General features: G+C 63.0%; 17 protein-coding genes. 14 read left to right on the top strand and 3 right to left on the bottom strand.

Translation table 11 applies throughout. The features are described from left to right. The 6 genes from HKL97_RS04545 to HKL97_RS04520 all read left to right on the top strand — a co-directional run. Nucleotides 1-522, top strand: a 522-nt coding sequence (locus HKL97_RS04545; protein WP_291422917.1) for a F0F1 ATP synthase subunit A, incomplete at its 5' end; no start/stop codon positions are given. Then, nucleotides 519-764, top strand: coding sequence for a F0F1 ATP synthase subunit C (locus tag HKL97_RS04540; protein ID WP_284258675.1), 246 nt, complete (start codon nucleotides 519-521; stop codon nucleotides 762-764). The genes HKL97_RS04545 and HKL97_RS04540, both read left to right, overlap by 4 nt. A 4-nt stretch (nucleotides 765-768) precedes the next feature. Then, complete coding sequence (locus tag HKL97_RS04535; protein ID WP_291422916.1) at nucleotides 769-1,491, top strand: F0F1 ATP synthase subunit delta; 723 nt, start codon at nucleotides 769-771, stop codon at nucleotides 1,489-1,491. Then, a complete protein-coding gene (locus tag HKL97_RS04530; RefSeq protein WP_291422915.1) occupies nucleotides 1,481-3,007 on the top strand; it encodes a F0F1 ATP synthase subunit alpha in 1,527 nt (508 codons plus the stop codon). Before HKL97_RS04535 ends, HKL97_RS04530 begins: the two co-directional genes overlap by 11 nt. Next, the gene (locus HKL97_RS04525; protein WP_291422914.1) at nucleotides 3,004-3,852 is read left to right on the top strand and encodes a F0F1 ATP synthase subunit gamma; all 849 of its coding nucleotides are present in this window, start codon (nucleotides 3,004-3,006) and stop codon (nucleotides 3,850-3,852) included. Before HKL97_RS04530 ends, HKL97_RS04525 begins: the two co-directional genes overlap by 4 nt. Before the next feature lie 82 nt (nucleotides 3,853-3,934). Continuing rightward, entirely contained in the window at nucleotides 3,935-5,032 is a 1,098-nt protein-coding gene (locus HKL97_RS04520) for a hypothetical protein (protein ID WP_291422913.1), read from the top strand. On the opposite strand, the gene HKL97_RS04515 is transcribed toward HKL97_RS04520, so the two are convergent. After that, the gene (locus HKL97_RS04515) at nucleotides 5,007-5,234 is read right to left on the bottom strand and encodes a ChaB family protein (protein WP_291422912.1); all 228 of its coding nucleotides are present in this window, start codon (nucleotides 5,232-5,234) and stop codon (nucleotides 5,007-5,009) included. The genes HKL97_RS04520 and HKL97_RS04515 overlap by 26 nt on opposite strands. Nucleotides 5,235-5,385: 151 nt before the next feature. On the opposite strand from HKL97_RS04515, the gene HKL97_RS04510 reads away from it, so the two are divergent. Further along, nucleotides 5,386-5,883 carry a CBS domain-containing protein gene (locus tag HKL97_RS04510; RefSeq protein WP_291422911.1) on the top strand — a complete coding sequence of 166 codons (498 nt, stop codon included), beginning with the start codon at nucleotides 5,386-5,388 and terminating at the stop codon, nucleotides 5,881-5,883. Nucleotides 5,884-5,911: 28 nt separating this feature from the next. Then, the gene (locus HKL97_RS04505) at nucleotides 5,912-6,379 is read left to right on the top strand and encodes a host attachment protein (RefSeq protein WP_291422910.1); all 468 of its coding nucleotides are present in this window, start codon (nucleotides 5,912-5,914) and stop codon (nucleotides 6,377-6,379) included. 70 nt (nucleotides 6,380-6,449) lie between these two features. Here HKL97_RS04505 and HKL97_RS04500 read toward each other — a convergent pair whose 3' ends face one another. After that, entirely contained in the window at nucleotides 6,450-6,770 is a 321-nt protein-coding gene (locus tag HKL97_RS04500) for a hypothetical protein (protein WP_291422909.1), read from the bottom strand. Between the two features lie 192 nt (nucleotides 6,771-6,962). Next, nucleotides 6,963-7,394 (bottom strand): Rrf2 family transcriptional regulator, encoded by a 432-nt coding sequence (locus HKL97_RS04495; protein ID WP_291422908.1) that lies wholly within the window; start codon nucleotides 7,392-7,394, stop codon nucleotides 6,963-6,965. A gap of 125 nt (nucleotides 7,395-7,519) precedes the next feature. Here HKL97_RS04495 and HKL97_RS04490 point away from each other — a divergent pair, with 125 nt between their 5' ends. The 6 genes from HKL97_RS04490 to HKL97_RS04465 all read left to right on the top strand — a co-directional run bounded on the left by HKL97_RS04490 (nucleotide 7,520) and on the right by HKL97_RS04465 (nucleotide 14,880). Further along, on the top strand, nucleotides 7,520-7,981 hold the full coding sequence (locus tag HKL97_RS04490; protein WP_291422907.1) for a globin domain-containing protein: 462 nt from the start codon (nucleotides 7,520-7,522) through the stop codon (nucleotides 7,979-7,981). A gap of 262 nt (nucleotides 7,982-8,243) precedes the next feature. Further along, a complete protein-coding gene (gene hcp, locus HKL97_RS04485) occupies nucleotides 8,244-9,917 on the top strand; it encodes a hydroxylamine reductase (RefSeq protein ID WP_291422906.1) in 1,674 nt (557 codons plus the stop codon). A 74-nt stretch (nucleotides 9,918-9,991) separates the two neighbouring features. Next, complete coding sequence (locus tag HKL97_RS04480) at nucleotides 9,992-11,005, top strand: 2Fe-2S iron-sulfur cluster binding domain-containing protein (protein WP_291422905.1); 1,014 nt, start codon at nucleotides 9,992-9,994, stop codon at nucleotides 11,003-11,005. Between the two features lie 401 nt (nucleotides 11,006-11,406). Next, nucleotides 11,407-11,793: a hypothetical protein gene (locus HKL97_RS04475; protein ID WP_284257514.1), complete on the top strand. Its 387-nt coding sequence runs from the start codon at nucleotides 11,407-11,409 to the stop codon at nucleotides 11,791-11,793. Nucleotides 11,794-12,207: 414 nt separating this feature from the next. Then, on the top strand, nucleotides 12,208-12,630 hold the full coding sequence (locus HKL97_RS04470) for a recombinase family protein (protein WP_363238364.1): 423 nt from the start codon (nucleotides 12,208-12,210) through the stop codon (nucleotides 12,628-12,630). 1,230 nt (nucleotides 12,631-13,860) lie between these two features. Continuing rightward, nucleotides 13,861-14,880 (top strand): AAA family ATPase, encoded by a 1,020-nt coding sequence (locus HKL97_RS04465; RefSeq protein ID WP_291422904.1) that lies wholly within the window; start codon nucleotides 13,861-13,863, stop codon nucleotides 14,878-14,880. The last annotated feature ends 579 nt before the right edge of the window (nucleotides 14,881-15,459 follow it).

The following is a 15,459-nucleotide window of genomic DNA, read 5'->3' as shown; positions in this document are numbered from 1 at the left end:
GTGTCCACCGTGGACAGCCAGATACGCGACACCATGCGCGTGGAGCCGGGGCCCTACCGCGCCTTCATCGGCACGCTGTTCGTGTTTATTTTCGCCGCCAACTGGTCCTCGCTGCTGCCCGGCGTGGAGCCGCCCACCGCGCATCTGGAGACCGACGCGGCGCTGGCGTTGCTGGTGTTTATCGCGGTCATCTGGTTTGGCGTGCGCGCCGGGGGTGTGCGCGGGTATCTGGCCAGTTTCGCCTTTCCCAACCCCATTATGATCCCGCTTAACTTCATCGAGACCCTGACGCGCACCTTCTCGCTGCTGGTGCGCCTGTTCGGCAATGTCATGAGCGGGGTGTTCGTGATCGGCATCGTGCTCTCGCTCGCCGGGCTGTTGATTCCGATCCCCCTGATGGCGCTCGACCTGCTGACCGGCGCCGTGCAGGCCTATATTTTTGCCGTGCTGGCGATGGTGTTCATCGCCGGGGCGGTTGCCGAGGCCAAACCTGAAACCCCCAGCACAAAGGCTCCCCCATGAACTGGTTGGCGTTTGCTAGCATTATTTCCGCCGCGCTCGCGGTCTCCTTTGGCGCCATCGGCCCGGCACTGGGCGAGGGCAGGGCGGTGGCCGCGGCGATGGACGCCATCGCCCGCCAGCCCGAGGCGGCAAACACCATTTCGCGCACGCTCTTCGTCGGTCTTGCGATGATCGAGACCATGGCGATCTACTGCCTGGTCATCGCGCTGCTGCTGCTGTTCGCGAATCCGCTGCTGAAATGACGCCATGAGCATCGACTGGGCGGCGCTGGGGCTGCAGGCCCTCAACGTCCTGATCCTCGTCTGGCTGCTGGCGCGCTTTTTCTGGCGTCCCGTGGCGGACATGATCGAACAGCGCCGCGCCGCCGCACAGGCCCTGCTGGCGGATGCCGGCGCTAAAGACGAGGCGGCGAAGGCGGCTTTGGCGGAAATCACCGAGACGCGCGCGGGGTTCGCTCAGGAGCGCGCGGCGCTTCTCGCCCAGGCGCATGCGCAGGCCGCCGCCGCCCGCACCGCCTTGCTGGCCGAGGCGGCGCAAGAGGCCGAGGCGCTGCGGCGGGAAGCCCGCGCGGCCATGCAAACCGAGCAGGCCGCCGCCGCCCAGGCGTGGCGCGAGCGCGCCAGCCGCCTGGCGGTGGATATTGCCGCGCGCCTCGCCGCCCGGCTGCAGGGTGAGGCGGTGCAGGCGGCGTTTCTGGAATTTCTGTTGCACGAGATACAGGCATTGCCACCGGCCGCCCGCCGGGTGGCGGCGTTGGAGGCTGTCAGCGCCACGGAAATTTCCGCCGCCGCGCAGTCCGATATCACCGCGCGCATCAGCGCCGCTTTAGGCGCCACGCCGCGCGTTACCTTCATAACCGAGCCCGCGCTGATTGCCGGGCTGGAACTGCGTGGCCCGCATCTGCGCATCAGCAACAGCTGGCGCGCCGATCTTGACCGTATTGAGCAAGACCTCATCCATGACGGATAAATCTCCCTCCCTCCCGGACGCCTGGCTCGCCGCGGCGAGTGTAAAACTGGGTGGCGCTCAACTCGGCGCGCGGGCTGACCAGATTGGCCGTGTCGAGGAGGTGGGCGACGGCGTTGCCCTCATCTCCGGCTTGCCCGATGTCCGGCTGGACGAGCTGCTGCAATTCGCCTCCGGCCAGTTTGGATTTGCCCAGGTGCTGGAGCGCACGCGCATCGGCTGCGTGCTGTTTGACGATGCCGATACAATCCAGGCCGGGGAAGCCGTGCGCGGCACCGGCGATGTGGTGCGCGTGCCGGTTGGCCCGCAACTGCTGGGCCGCGTGGTGGACCCCCTGGGCCGCCCGCTGGACGGCAAAGGCCTGGTCCAGGCTGAGCGCCTCATGCCCACCGAGCGCCCGGCCCCCGCGATCATCGACCGCGAACTGGTCACCCAGCCGGTGCAGACCGGGCTTTTGGTGGTGGATACGCTGTTTGCCCTGGGGCGCGGCCAGCGCGAGCTGATCATCGGCGACCGCGCCAGCGGCAAATCCGCCATCGCGATCGACACCATCATCAGCCAGCGCGACAGCGACATGATCTGCATCTACATCGCCGTCGGCCAAAAAACCTCGGCCGTGCGCCGCGCCATCGACGCCATTCACAGCCGGGGCGCGCCCGCGCGCAGCCTCATCGTCGTCGCAGAGGCGTCCAGCGCGCCGGGGCTGCAATGGATCGCGCCCTTTGCCGGGGTCACCATGGGAGAATATTTCCGCGACCAGGGCCGGCATGTGCTCGTGGTGATCGACGACCTCACCAAACATGCCGCCAGCCACCGCGAAATCGCGCTGCTCACCCGTCAGTCGCCGGGGCGGGAGGCGTACCCGGGCGATGTGTTCTATGTGCATGCCCGCCTGCTGGAGCGCGCGGCGAAACTCAATGCGCGGATGGGCGGCGGTTCGCTCACGGCGCTGCCCATCGCGGAGACGGATGCAGGCAACCTCTCCGCCTATATCCCGACCAATCTGATCTCCATCACCGACGGTCAGATCGTGCTGAGCAGCAAATTGTTCCATGAAGGCCATAAGCCCGCGGTCGATGCGGCCACCAGCGTCAGCCGTGTCGGCGGCAAGACCCAGGCGCCCGCCCTGCGCGAGACGGCGGAGACGCTGCGGCTGGATTATGCTCAGTTCCTGGAGCTGGAGATGTTTTCGCGCTTCGGCGGCGTGCCGGATGCGCGGGTGCGCGGCCAGCTTACACGCGGCGCGCGAATCCGCGCTATTTTGCGCCAGCCGCAACACGCGCCGCTGCGCCTGGACGAGGAGGTTGCCCTGGTGGCCGCCGTGCAGGCTGGCCTGCTCGATGCGCTGGAGCTGCCCGTCATCGAGGCGTTCCGCGCGGGGCTGCGCGCCATGCTGGACCGCGAGGCGCCGCAGCTCCTGCGGGAGCTCCAGCAAACCGGCGCACTGAACAACGGCGCCAAGGCCGCCCTGCTCGCCGCGCTGGCGGCTTACGCGCAGAGTTTCGCGGCCAGTCCATGACGGAGCGCCTGGCTGGCATCAGCGCGCGGATCGAGGGCATAAGCCAGCTTGGCGCGGTGATGAACGCGATGCGCGGCATCGCCGGGGCGCGGGCGCAGCAGGCGCGCGGCCAACTTGCCGCCGTGGAACGCTACGCCGCGGGGATAACTGGGGCCATTGGCCGCGTGCTCAGCCTTACGCCGGCCGGTGCTGGCGGCGACACTGGCCCGCCCCGCCCGGCGCTGGTGCTCTTTTGCGCAGAACAAGGCTTTGCCGGGGCCTTTAGCGAGCATGTGCTGGATGCCGCCGGGCCAGGGCTGCATAGCTCCAGCCTCTTCCTCATCGGCACGCGCGGCTTTGCTGCGGCGCGCGAGCGCGGCCTCACCCCCGGTTGGAGCAGCCCGTTGCCCGCCCATTCCGCCGGCATCCCCCGCCTCGCCGACGACATCGCCCAGGCCCTCTACCAGCGCATCGCCGCCGCCGGGCTCAATCAGATCGACGCCTTGTTCAGCCGCTCCCGGCCTGGTCAGATGATCACCGTGGAGCGCCAGCGGCTGCTGCCGTTTGGTCTCACTTCCATTCCCCCCGCGCCGCCCGGCGGGCAGCCCTTGCTCAACCTTGCGCCCGAGGCGCTGTTGCGCGGGCTGATGGCGGACTACCTCCACGCCCAGCTTTGCAGCGCCGCGTTGCACGGCTTCGCGGCGGAGAACCAAGCCCGCATGGAGGCCATGGCCGCGGCGCACCAGCAGGTGGAGCGTCAGCTTGAGATCCTGCGCGCGGCGCAGCGCATGGTCCGCCAGGAGGAGATCACCGCGGAAATCATCGAGCTTTCAGCAGGTGAAATGGCGAGCCGGGAAATTATATAGGCGCAACCGGGTTGTTTTTTGATGTGCATCATGGCGGCGCGGGCCGCGATGTGCTTAACTCGACCGCTGAAAAGGAGGAAACATGGCGGCCAGACTGGCACCATCGTATTCGCTTCCGTGGGCGGATGAGGTTTTCCTTGGCCGCGTCATCACCCGGCATGTGCCCTGCGGCGGGCGCGACTGCCCGGTGGCCGAGAGCATACTGATGGAAACGCCGTTCTTCTCGCTGCGCCGTTTCAGCTATGCGCGCCCCGCCGCCGCGCCGCGGCTGCTGCTGGTGGCGCCGCTCTCGGGCACCCGCGCCCTGGTGCTGCATGACATGCTGAGCTGCCTGCTGCCGGAATTTGATCTGCATGGGCTGTTCTGGGCGGACCCGGTGAATATCCCGGCGGCCGAGGGGCCCTTCGGCCTTGCGGACAACATCGCCAGCGTGCTGGCTGCGCTGCGCTGCCTTGGTGCCGGCACGCATCTGCTCGGGCTTTGCCAGTCCGCGCTGCCCGCGCTGGCCGCCACCGCGCTGCTGGCGGCTGAGGGCGGGCCGGCGCATCCCGCCTCCCTGATGCTGCTTGGCGGCAAGCTCGACACCAGCCTCAACCCCGCCCGCGTTGATATTCTGATGCGCCGCTACTCACGGGAGACATTCATAAGCCAGGTTCTGAGCCGCGTGCCCGCCTCCGAACCGGGGCATGGCCGGCTGGTCTATCCGGCGCATCTGCAGGAGATGATGATGCTGGCCTACGTCAGCCGGCACATGCTGAGCGGCGGCGAGGTTTTCAGGAAATTACTGCATGACGACGGCGGCGACATTGCCGGGCACCCGTTCATCCGCCTGCTGCTCTCAGCGGTGGACATTCCCGGCGAGTTTTTCCTCGATACACAGGCCCAGGTGTTCTGCGATAACGCCTTGGCCAGAGGCCGGATGACATGGCAGGACAGGGCGGTGAACCCGGGCGCGATCACCCGCACCGCGCTGCTGACCATCGAAGCGGCGCAGGACGATATCGCCGGGCGTGGCCAGACCCAAGCCGCCCACACGCTGTGCCGCGCGTTGCCGGAGGTATTGCGCGCGCATCATGTGCAGGAGGAAATCGGCCATTTCGGTCTGTTTCACGGCGCGGTGTGGCGTGGCGCCATATTGCCGCGCCTCTGTGCCTTCACGGAGACTCATCCTGGCTTGTAAGCCTCACCCAGTCATCGCCGGCTTTGGTGTAGGTATGTTTCACCGCCGCCCAGGCAATCCTGAACGCGGCTTCCTCCTGGCGCGCGCTGTCTGCATGGGCCGCATAAGCGTGGTTGAACGCCGCGCGGAAAATATCCTGCGCGTGTTCGGGCAGGTGCTGCCGGACGGCTGGCGGCAGGTCGCTGTTGCTGGCGTAGGGCATGGCCTGGGCATCCGCTTTTGATTGAAATCAATGTGCAATTTTATCGTCAGTGTAACACTGCGCCGTGTAAAGAGATTATGTTAGGCTTCTAACAAGATCTGCTTGGCTCTGGACTTATCCGGCGCGGGCCCGCCGCATGGAGGGGATATTCATGTCCGAAAAATCTGTCGCCCCGGCCTTGATGACCGCGGCTGAAATCATGACCGGCAAGGTGATCAGCGTGCATCCCTCGGATGCCGTGTCCGTGGTGGCGGGGCAGCTTGCCCGGCACGGCATCAGCGCCGCCCCGGTGGTGGATGCGCAAGGCAAGCTGCTGGGCATGGTAAGTGAGGGCGATATCATGCGCCCGTTCGGCGCCAAGAACCAGATGCGCCGCGCCTGGTGGCTGGAAATGCTGGCCGAGGGCGAGGATCTGGCACCGGATTTTCTGGAGTACATCAAGCAGGACAACCGCAAGGCCGCGGATCTGATGACGCGGGAGGTGATCAGCGTGGGAGAGACGGCCTTGCTGGGCGAAATCGCGGATTTGCTGGCCGAGCATCACATCAAGCGGGTGCCGGTGCTCAAGGATGGGCGTGTCGTGGGCATTGTCAGCCGCGCGGACATTGTGCGCGCCCTGGCGCATCTGCCGCGCGCTGGCCGGGCTTGAACAACCAAGACAAGAAAGGATCAGGAAAATGCCTCATTATTTGCGGCTTCTCGTTGTCATAGCCGATGGCGAGCACGCCCGCTTCGTTCGTCCGAAAGAGGATAACGCGCTCTACACCGAGGTCGCCCTGAGTTCGAGCGAGGCGCATAAGCGCTCGGCGGATCTCGGCTCGGACCATCCCGGCGCCTCATTTCATTCAGGCTCGTCGGCGCATCACGCAATCGCGCCGGAACATGATCTGCACGATCTGGCCAAAGAGAAATTCGCGCGTCATGTCGCGCATCAGATCAATGGCGCGGCAAAGGCGGAGACGTTCGACGAATTGGTCATCGCCGCCCCCGCGCATACCCTCCAGGCGATCCGCGCGGCGCTGGATTCCGCGGCGTCCGGCCGGATCATCGGCACGCTGGCGAAGGATCTGGTGAAAACCCCGGACCATGAGCTGACGCCGCATCTCAGCGAATGGGTGCGCCCGGTGGAGCGCAGCGCGCACTGATCAAACAAAGGGGCTGAACCCGGATTCCCAGGAATCCCGCGTTCAGCCCCTTTTGCATGCGCCCCGTAATTTAGGGTGTGCCGCTGTTGCCGGCGCCCGAGATCGTGGGTTTGGTGATGGTGATTTTCGGCGCCGGGCCGGACTTGCTCTTGGGGGTTCCGGCGACCCCTGGGGTCATGGTCGAGTTGCCGGCACCGTTGGTCATGGAGGCCCCCGGCGACTGCTGGCGCGGCGTGCCGTTGGCGTTGATGCCGTTCACCACGTTAATATTTGGACCATACATCGCGTGTGAATCGGAATTGAGCCCCGAATTTACATTTGAGCCGGTTTGCGCCAGGGCGGCGCCGGAAAATGCCAGACTAAGCGCTGTGCCGAGTAACCAACGAGACATCGAACCACCCCTTGTAAAATCTGTTGCCTGTTATTCGTATTAATCATCTTTGCCGCCATCAGCCTTGATCGACATCAAGTGCGCAACCTATAGGACTCTATAAGGAGGCAGCGCGCACCGGATCAAGGGCGGACCCTGAGCGGATCTTGCTTCGTTGGCGTGATGATATGAGATGTCGTCGCGCTCTGAAAATCAGCGCTCTGCCGGCCCCAGGTCCAGCAGCCGGGCCAGTCTGCCGCGCTGCTTCATCAACTCCGCCAATGTGTAGCCATCCAGCACGGTCATAAAGGCGTACAACGCCTTGTTCAGCGCGCTGGTCAGGCCGCAGGCGGGGGCGATGAGGCAGGAGCCGCAATCCACCAGTTGCAGATCCTCCTCCATGCTGCGGACCACGGCGCCGATGTTGATCTCCTCGCACGGCTTGGCCAAACGCACGCCGCCGAGGCGCCCGCGCACGCTTTTCACATATCCGGCCCGGCCCAGGTTATGCACCACCTTCATCAGATGGTTCTGTGAAATGTCATAAGTCCGGGCGATCTCGGAGACGGAACACACGCGGTCCTCATGGGTGCCCAGATAGAGCAAAACCCGCAGGGAATAATCAGTATACCGGGTAAGGTGCATGCCTGATGAGCATACGCCGATATGCTTGACGGGCTCAAGGCGCCGGTTAATATATGTATTTAATATACATATATTAACCGGCAACCCCTGCACCGGCCGCATGAACGCGCCCGGGGAGTGAAATCATGAGCAAGCCTTTGTCAGCCGAGACCATCGCCATCATCAAAGCCACCGCCCCGGCGCTGCAGCAGCACGGTGTCGCCATCACCTCGCGGATGTATGAGCGCCTGTTTGTAGATCCCGCCATCAAAGCCCTGTTTGACCAGGCGGCGCAGGTCTCCGGCGAGCAGCCGAAGCGGCTGGCGGGCGCGATTCTGGCGTTTGCGAAAAATGTGGACAACATGGGCGCGCTGACCTCGGCGGTGGAGCGCATGGCCGTCCGCCATGTCGAGACCTCGATAAAGCCGGAACACTACCCGGCGGTCGCCAATGCGCTGCTGCCCGCGATCAAGGATGTGCTGGGCGATGCGGTGGATGAGACAGTGCTTGGCGCCTGGGGCGAGGCTTATTGGTATCTGGCCGATGTGCTGATCAACCGCGAGGCGCAGCTTTACGCAGCCGGACTGCCGGACCTTGAAACCGTCTGATCGCTTCCGCCGCCGCCTCGTTCACCGCCGCCGTGGCGGCAAGCTGTTTCAGCAATTCTGCATCCAACATCCAACATCCAACGCCGTGAACATTGGCACCGTGCGCAACAGCTCTGGAAGGGGCTGGTTCTGCATTATTTGATTTAGATCAAAGCCTGGTCCGGATCATACATGTATTTGAAATACGCCTTTTAGGGCGCCAAGGCGGGCGCATCCCGCGGGGGTTCTTTTTCGTCCGTTTTTCACAAGGGAATTTCGATTCATGTTTTGTTTTCAGTGCGAGCAGACCACGCGCGGGCCGGCCGGTGCCGGTTGCGCCACGGATAAGGGTGTATGCGGCAAGGACGAGGCAACCGCCGACCTGCAGGATGTGCTGATCCACCAGCTCAAGGGCATCGGCCAGTATGTGTCGCGCCTGCGCAAGCTGGGCGTTGCCGACGTCCCAGCCGACAGCTTCATCCTCTACGGCCTGTTCACCACGCTCACCAACGTCAATTTCAACCGGGCCCGCTTTGTTGAGATGATCGCCGAGGCTGCCCGCCTGCGCGACCGTCTGCGCACCGCCTATGAGGCCGCCGCCAAGGCCGCCGGCCAGCAGCCCGAAACCCTCACCGGCGCCGCCGCTTTTGTTCCGGCCGATAACATCACCGGCCTGCTCGCCCAGGCCAGTGCCGCCAGCGTCATCGCCGGGCGCGATGTCGTGGGGGAGGATGTGATCGGCCTGCGCGCCTTGCTGCTCTATGGCCTGAAAGGTGTGGCCGCCTACGCGCATCACGCCGAGGTTCTGGGCGAATCGCGTGATGAAATCGCCATCGGCGTCGCCCATGCGCTGGACGTTCTGGCCTCCAACCCCACCGATCTGGGAGACATGCTGGAAGAAGCCCTTGCGCTCGGCCGCCTGAACTTCAAGGTCATGGAAACGCTGGACGCCGCCAACACCGGCACCTTCGGCGCCCCCTCGCCGCATGCCGTGCGCACCACCCCGGTTGAGGGCAAGGCGATTTTGATCTCGGGGCATGATTTCCGCGACCTGCATGAGCTTCTGGAAGCCACCAAGGGCACCGGCATCAATGTTTATACGCACGGCGAGATGCTGCCCGCCCACGGCTACCCCAAGCTGCGCGCATACCCGCACCTGGCTGGCAATTACGGCGGCGCCTGGCAGAACCAGCAGATTGAATTCGCAGCCTTCCCCGGCCCGATCGTGATGACCTCGAACTGCCTGATCGAGCCGCAGCCGCTCTACCGCAACCGTATCTTCACCGCCGGCCCGGTGGGCTGGCCCGGCATCCGCCACATCGCCAACGGCGACTACAGCGCCGTCATCCAGGCGGCCAAGGCGCTGCCCGGCTTCACCAAAACGGTTGAAGGCCCAACCCTGACCGTCGGTTTTGGCCGCGAGGCGGTGCTGGGCGCGGCGGGCGAGGTCATCGAGGCGGTGAAATCCGGCGCGATCCGGCATTTCTTCCTCATCGGCGGGTGTGACGGCGCGGCCCCTGGCCGCAACTACTTCACCGAGTTCGCCGAGCAGGCGCCAAGCGACACCATGATCCTGACGCTGGGCTGCGGCAAATACCGCTTCAACAGCCATGATTTTGGCGCCATCGGCGGTCTGCCGCGCCTGCTGGACATCGGCCAGTGCAACGACAGCTACTCAGCCCTGGTCATCGCCACGGCTCTGGCCGGTGCGTTCAATTGCGGGGTGAACGAGCTGCCGCTCTCGCTCGTCGTCTCCTGGTTTGAGCAGAAGGCCGCCGCCGTGTTCCTCACGCTGCTGGCCCTGGGCGTACGCAACGTAAGGATCGGGCCGACGCTCCCGGCCTTCCTCACCCCGGCCATTCTGGACATTCTCGTCAACCAGTTCGGCGTGTTGCCCATCACCACCGCCGAGGCTGATATTCAAGCCGCTCTCGCACCCCGCATCGCCGCGGAGTAGCGCAGAGAGCGCCGGGGTGGTTCTTCCCAGTCCATCCCGGCGCTGCTTTGTCTTCCCCTTGCAAGGATACCCATATGCCTGAGATCACGCTGATCACGCGCGACGGCGCGAAGCTCAACCTTGCCGCATCCGCCACCGAAACAGTGCTGGAAGCCGCTGAGGCCGCCGGGCTGTTTCTCCCCGCCATGTGCCATGAGGGCAGCTGCGGCCTGTGTTCGGCGCAGGTCACGCAAGGTGATTACACATTGCGCGGCGGCCCGGGCGCGGCGGCGGCGGATGGCGCCATCCCGCTCTGCCTGTGCATGCCCCAATCGGCGCTGACCATCGAGCTGCCCTATCCGCAATCGGGCATCAGCCAGCACAGTGTCCCCACCCGCACGGCGGTTATCGCCTCCATCATCCCCGCCGGCAGCGGCGCCGTCACCCTCACGCTCACTTTGCAGCCGGACCCTGAATTCGGCACGGCGGCGGATTTCACCGCCGGCCAGTATATGGAAGTCACCATTCCCGGCACGGAGATCAAGCGCGCCTATTCGCTCACCAATCTGCCCAACTGGGACGGCACGCTGGAATTTCTCATCCGCCTGCAACCGGGCGGCGCGTTTTCCTCCTGGCTCGCGCATACCGCCAAACCGGGTGACACCCTCAGCCTGCGCGGCCCGGTTGGCCGTTTCGTGCTGGACGAGACCAGCCCCCGCCCGCGCATCCTGGTCGGCGGCGGCTGCGGCTTCGCGCCGCTGCTCTCCATGCTGCGCCATCTGGCCGATTTTGGGGACACGCAGCCCACGCATCTCATCTTCGGCGCCAATACCGAGGCCGAGCTTGGCGTCGCCGCCCCGCTGGCGGCGCTGGCCGCGCAATTGCCGAACCTCACCATCTGCTGCGCCGTCTGGCATCCCCAGCCCGGCTGGGCTGGCTTCACCGGCACCGCGGCCGATGCGCTGGCGCGATATCTGGATGGCGCCAGCGGGCAGCCCGATATCTACCTCTGCGGCCCGCCCCGGCTCATGGAAGCCGTCACCCAGGTCGCGAATGATCGCGGCATTCCCCCCGCGCGGATCTATTCCGAGCAGGTGCAGGCGCGCTGACACCCTTGTGCCTGAATTTTTAGAGTAGTGGACGGTGGAATTTTAAACCAAACTGTAACTCTGAGCGTTTATCGCTGCTTATGCTCGTAGTTACGTTTCCTCCCTAAACTTGGCGGTGCTTCCGGGCACCGCCTTTTTTGGCGGGAGCCCTCCGGCGAGGTCTCTGGTGCGGGTGGGGGGACTCGAAGCCTCCCCCGAGTGCTTGCCTGGATAGAAAAGTCGTTTCAAATCAGAGTGGTGTGGCCGAACCCTTCTGGGGGCTATGTATCACCTGTATGTACACATCCGCAAGGAGGGGCGGGCCGTTATACCTCTAAAACAGCGGCCATGATGTTGACCCTAACCAAGTCGCAGTGCATCCCTACGCTCGCAAATAATTTGTAACGACAAAAAGGCTTCCTATGCGTCCCTACATTCTCTCTACAGTGGCTATTTTAGGGCTTCTGGCGGGCTTCCCAGCTTGGGCGGACTCTTCGGATGAACAACCTGAGTTTGCCGGAGAAATCGGCGCAATGAAGTGCGCCCAGTTCACAGCACTGATGGCTAGCGGCGGTGGGAATGAGGTCGCTACTCAAATCGTCGTTATGTCATGGGCGCAGGGCTACATGGCCGCCTGGAATAACGTTCGCATGGTGGACTTAAACAAAAACCCTCTGGACCTTTATTCGGAGGGATACCCCAAAGAAGCGCAGCAGGATTATCTTGCACACTACTGTGTGGATAATCCCAGAGATCAGATTATTGATGCAACGATTAGCCTAATCGAACAGATGCAGAAGGCTCAATGATGAAAGCCCAGCGTAGAACAACAATAACAACAACCAAATGTCGGTTTTTTGAAGTCCTCGCAAACTACCCCTACCCCATACGGCGCGCGCCGCCGCGTTTTTCGTTCGGTCATCATCGTTCGCGCAATCAATCGGCGCGCCGTTTAGCGAATGAAATTCATTGCAGCATTGTCCGGCCATCATTCGAGACGACAACAAAGCAAGCAATGCAGTGAACCAGCTTCACGGTTGCGCATGGATGACGCACCGTACAACGCGACGCAATCCAGAGCTATGCATGAGCAAAGACATTGCCAATGTAGCGCCCCGAGTCATGCGTTGTCGGAATCGTAGGGATTCCAAATTGACTCAAGTCACGCCGATTCTGCCGTGTCACAACCCAGTCAACGAACGGTGCTTCAGTTGTGAGGTGTTATGACAGACGGGAATTTCATTTCATATTTGCGGGTGTCCACGGCTAAACAGGGCCAGAGCGGTCTTGGCCTAGAGGCGCAGCGCCACGCTATCGCTCAGTATCTCAATGGTGGCGCTAGGACGCTGCTAGATGAATTCGTGGAGGTGGAGAGCGGCAAGAATAGCGAGCGGCCCAAGCTGGTGGCGGCGTTTGGGGCTTGCCGTCTGACCGGGGCAAAGCTGCTCATTGCCAAGCTGGACCGGCTAAGCCGTGACGCTGGGTTTCTCCTGGGTCTGGAGAAGGCCGGGGTGGAATTCGTGGCCGTGGATATGCCGCACGCTAACCGTCTGACCATCGGCATCATGGCAGTGGTGGCTGACGAGGAACGGCGGATGATCTCAGCCCGCACCAAGGCCGCACTGGCGGCGGCTTGGCCGGTTTGATGCCGAGGTCTCGTCATGTCATCCGACATTGGAGGCGGCGCTGTATAAGATCGAGACCGAGGTGGCGCAGTGCGGCAAAGCGCTGCCACGGGTGGCCGTCTAACCGCCATCCCACCGCTGGCATGCCGTTTCCCGCTGCGGGCGGGGGGGGGGTGTCAGCGGGTTTTCGGCATGCGGCCGGGAGGGTTGCGGAAAGCAGACAAAAGCCGTCCAGGCGCGCCGCCGCAGGGTTAAAACACAAAGCCCGGTGGAATAGTTGCGGCGGTGTATATGTCAATCGTTATCGTGGAGTATCACACAGGCGCGTAGAGCGGCAGCGGAAGTCGTACAGGCCCGTTGTGCCATTCCTGCAGCTCATAACCGCCAGCCGCTCAAACCCCGCTAAGCGAGTCTACGGGAGGCGCGCGGGGCGCGCACTGCTAATCGCAGCCCCGCCATCTGCCCGGCAGCTTTCTGGTTTGTCCGATGACCGGGCAGTCTCACGGCGCGCGCCTTCAGCAAAAAAACAGAGCCGCCCAGCGGGCCGCTTCGGCGGTCATTCCGCCTATCAGGAGTTACCCTTCCACTGCCCGAATGTCATTATTGCTACGGGTTGAAGGCCTGCTTTCTGCCTGTCTAAATTGATCTGTTCCGTTTTAACAACGTAATCCGAATAATGCTGGTGGTCCATTGAGTTCATGACCATTTGCGGAACGCAGCCGGGCAGCGTTGCCATAAGTGGAACGAAGACCAAGAGTCGAACGGCGAATGATGAGAACGGGGACATAAACACTCCATTGCATAGCGGATTACGAACCGAGAAGCCGCCAGCCCGCCCTCGTTTCGCCTGATTGTAAAGACGTTCCTACTGAATAACCGCGCTGTTTAAAAGTACCGCCTCCCCAACATTTTGCCATTAAGGGGAGTCATGCACACGCCCTAAGAAGCCGCTGAAGCCCGCTTTAGGCTGCCTACGCCGAAGTCACGAAAAGGCGCTAACTCACTGCTTAACGGGGCCAGAGAAGGCGTAAAGCAGCCAGATCATAACGTAGTCGTATTGTGACTGCTACTGTTATGCTTATCCTTTAGGAAAACACTGAAACAGATATGACGTAGCGATTATTCTACGGCCTTGCCGGAGAAAAGCCCGCGATGCAGAGGCCCAAAACTGCCCGGTAGATCAAGCAAGAGATTAACCCTGAGCCCCCGGCGGTGACGCTGCGGGGCTCTTTTCGTTTTCAGAGGGATAACATGACGAATAAGACCACGCGGGCGGCGCGCCTGCAAACGACAACGCTTGGCGCCCTGCTAGACCGCCAGTTTCCGCCCCGTGCGGTGCTGCTGTCTCCATGGCTGCGGTCAGCGGAGAGCGCCCTACTATGGGCTCCCACGGGTGTCGGCAAGACCATGCTGGTGAATACCCTAGCGCTGGCCGTAGCGGGCGGCGGCAAGGTGGCGGGCTGGGAAGCCGAGACGCCGCGCAAGGTGCTGCTGGTGGACGGCGAGATGCACATCGAAGACCTGAAGGAACGCCTGGAGATGCTGAAGGATACCGTGGAGGGGATAGATATGGAGGCGGCGCGACGCAATCTCGTCATACTCTCCCGGCAGGACCAGCAGGCGGACACGCGGTTTCCCAACTTGGCCGATGAGGAGGGGCAAGATGCGATCATGGCGAGAGTGCGGGAGACAGGGGCCGAGTTAGTGATCCTGGACAACTTCAGCACTTTAGCCGAAGTGGCCGATGAGAACGAGGCGGCGGCGATGAACCCTATTCTGTCATTCTTGATGCAGCTCAAACAGGCAAACGTAGCGTGTATCCTTGTGCATCACGCCGGAAAGGCGGGTAATGACTATCGGGGCAGTAGTAAGCTGGCGACGACCTTTGAGGTTATCATGGGGCTGAAGCGCCTGGACGGCCATAATGTTACCGATGGGGCGGCCTTTGAGCTAGCCTGGACGAAGTACCGAGGGAAGCCCACGGCGGCCACGCGAGACGCCGAAATGCACCTCGGGGCGGACGGCACAGGGCGGACGGTCTGGAGCACCCGGGCCACCGCGAGTAGCGAAATGAAGGCCGTCGTAGAGGCGGTGCGGTCCTGCCGCCACAAGACTCAGGTGGCAATCGCGGCGGACCTGGGGCTAAGCCAGACAGCAGTAACCCGTCACAAAAACAAGGCGATAGTGAGCGGGGAGATAACGAAGAGCGAATGGAACGAGTGCTTGCGCGCAGGCCGGGATGAGACGGAAGAGCAAAACTCAGACTTTTAGGTCTCGCGGCGTCGTTTTGTGAGACGCAACCCAGCGTTTTGTGAGATAGTTACTCCGTAACTGCTTCAGTTAACGCTTAGATTAGGGGGGTTATAGGGGGGAAATTTCAGATTTCTTCATCTTAATAGGCTGAAACGTGAAATAACTAGGGAAATCCTGGCGCTCCTGGCAGTATTGAGCGGTTGCGTGAAATTCCCGCTGAGACCACCACAACCAACTACAGGGCAGCCCTCAGAGGGTCACGCCCTGTTTTTTTCGGTCAGTTGGTTTGGGGCGGCGGTCTAGGTTGCCGCTTCCCGCTCCCTGGAGACCCGCTGGCGCTGGTCTAGCAGATGGACGCTAGATCGTACTGCGGAGATAGCGGTGGCCTCAGCGAGTCTTTGGGGAGTCGGAAAGGCCATGCCCTGAGCCATCACTTCCAGCCCCGGAAAACTGGCGCGTGGCGGCTCTGTGCCGGGGGAACGCCGGTAAACCCCATTGGCTCTTATACCAGCTGCCGAATTTTCTGACTCTCCGGGGATTCCCCCGGCGCGGTGAGTTGTGATTCGGTGTTTCCCGTTGATTTGATTGATGGGAGGC

It is taken from the genome of Acidocella sp., from assembly GCF_013044125.1.
GTDB lineage: Bacteria > Pseudomonadota > Alphaproteobacteria > Acetobacterales > Acetobacteraceae > Acidocella.
Note: the sequence above shows the minus strand (reverse complement) of the source record. Positions and strands in the feature narration are given on the sequence as shown.

Excerpts from the sequence above, each read along its gene's own strand:
- HKL97_RS04495 (WP_291422908.1), bottom strand. The coding sequence starts at position 7,394 with ATGCACCTTACCCGGTATACTGATTATTCCCTGCGGGTTTTGCTCTAT.
- HKL97_RS04510 (WP_291422911.1), top strand. The coding sequence starts at position 5,386 with ATGTCCGAAAAATCTGTCGCCCCGGCCTTGATGACCGCGGCTGAAATC.
- HKL97_RS04520 (WP_291422913.1), top strand. The coding sequence starts at position 3,935 with ATGGCGGCCAGACTGGCACCATCGTATTCGCTTCCGTGGGCGGATGAG.
- HKL97_RS04490 (WP_291422907.1), top strand. The coding sequence starts at position 7,520 with ATGAGCAAGCCTTTGTCAGCCGAGACCATCGCCATCATCAAAGCCACC.
- HKL97_RS04505 (WP_291422910.1), top strand. The coding sequence starts at position 5,912 with ATGCCTCATTATTTGCGGCTTCTCGTTGTCATAGCCGATGGCGAGCAC.
- HKL97_RS04470 (WP_363238364.1), top strand. The coding sequence starts at position 12,208 with ATGACAGACGGGAATTTCATTTCATATTTGCGGGTGTCCACGGCTAAA.
- HKL97_RS04525 (WP_291422914.1), top strand. The coding sequence starts at position 3,004 with ATGACGGAGCGCCTGGCTGGCATCAGCGCGCGGATCGAGGGCATAAGC.
- HKL97_RS04475 (WP_284257514.1), top strand. The coding sequence starts at position 11,407 with ATGCGTCCCTACATTCTCTCTACAGTGGCTATTTTAGGGCTTCTGGCG.
- HKL97_RS04515 (WP_291422912.1), bottom strand. The coding sequence starts at position 5,234 with ATGCCCTACGCCAGCAACAGCGACCTGCCGCCAGCCGTCCGGCAGCAC.
- hcp (WP_291422906.1), top strand. The coding sequence starts at position 8,244 with ATGTTTTGTTTTCAGTGCGAGCAGACCACGCGCGGGCCGGCCGGTGCC.
- HKL97_RS04465 (WP_291422904.1), top strand. The coding sequence starts at position 13,861 with ATGACGAATAAGACCACGCGGGCGGCGCGCCTGCAAACGACAACGCTT.
- HKL97_RS04540 (WP_284258675.1), top strand. The coding sequence starts at position 519 with ATGAACTGGTTGGCGTTTGCTAGCATTATTTCCGCCGCGCTCGCGGTC.
- HKL97_RS04480 (WP_291422905.1), top strand. The coding sequence starts at position 9,992 with ATGCCTGAGATCACGCTGATCACGCGCGACGGCGCGAAGCTCAACCTT.
- HKL97_RS04535 (WP_291422916.1), top strand. The coding sequence starts at position 769 with ATGAGCATCGACTGGGCGGCGCTGGGGCTGCAGGCCCTCAACGTCCTG.
- HKL97_RS04530 (WP_291422915.1), top strand. The coding sequence starts at position 1,481 with ATGACGGATAAATCTCCCTCCCTCCCGGACGCCTGGCTCGCCGCGGCG.
- HKL97_RS04500 (WP_291422909.1), bottom strand. The coding sequence starts at position 6,770 with ATGTCTCGTTGGTTACTCGGCACAGCGCTTAGTCTGGCATTTTCCGGC.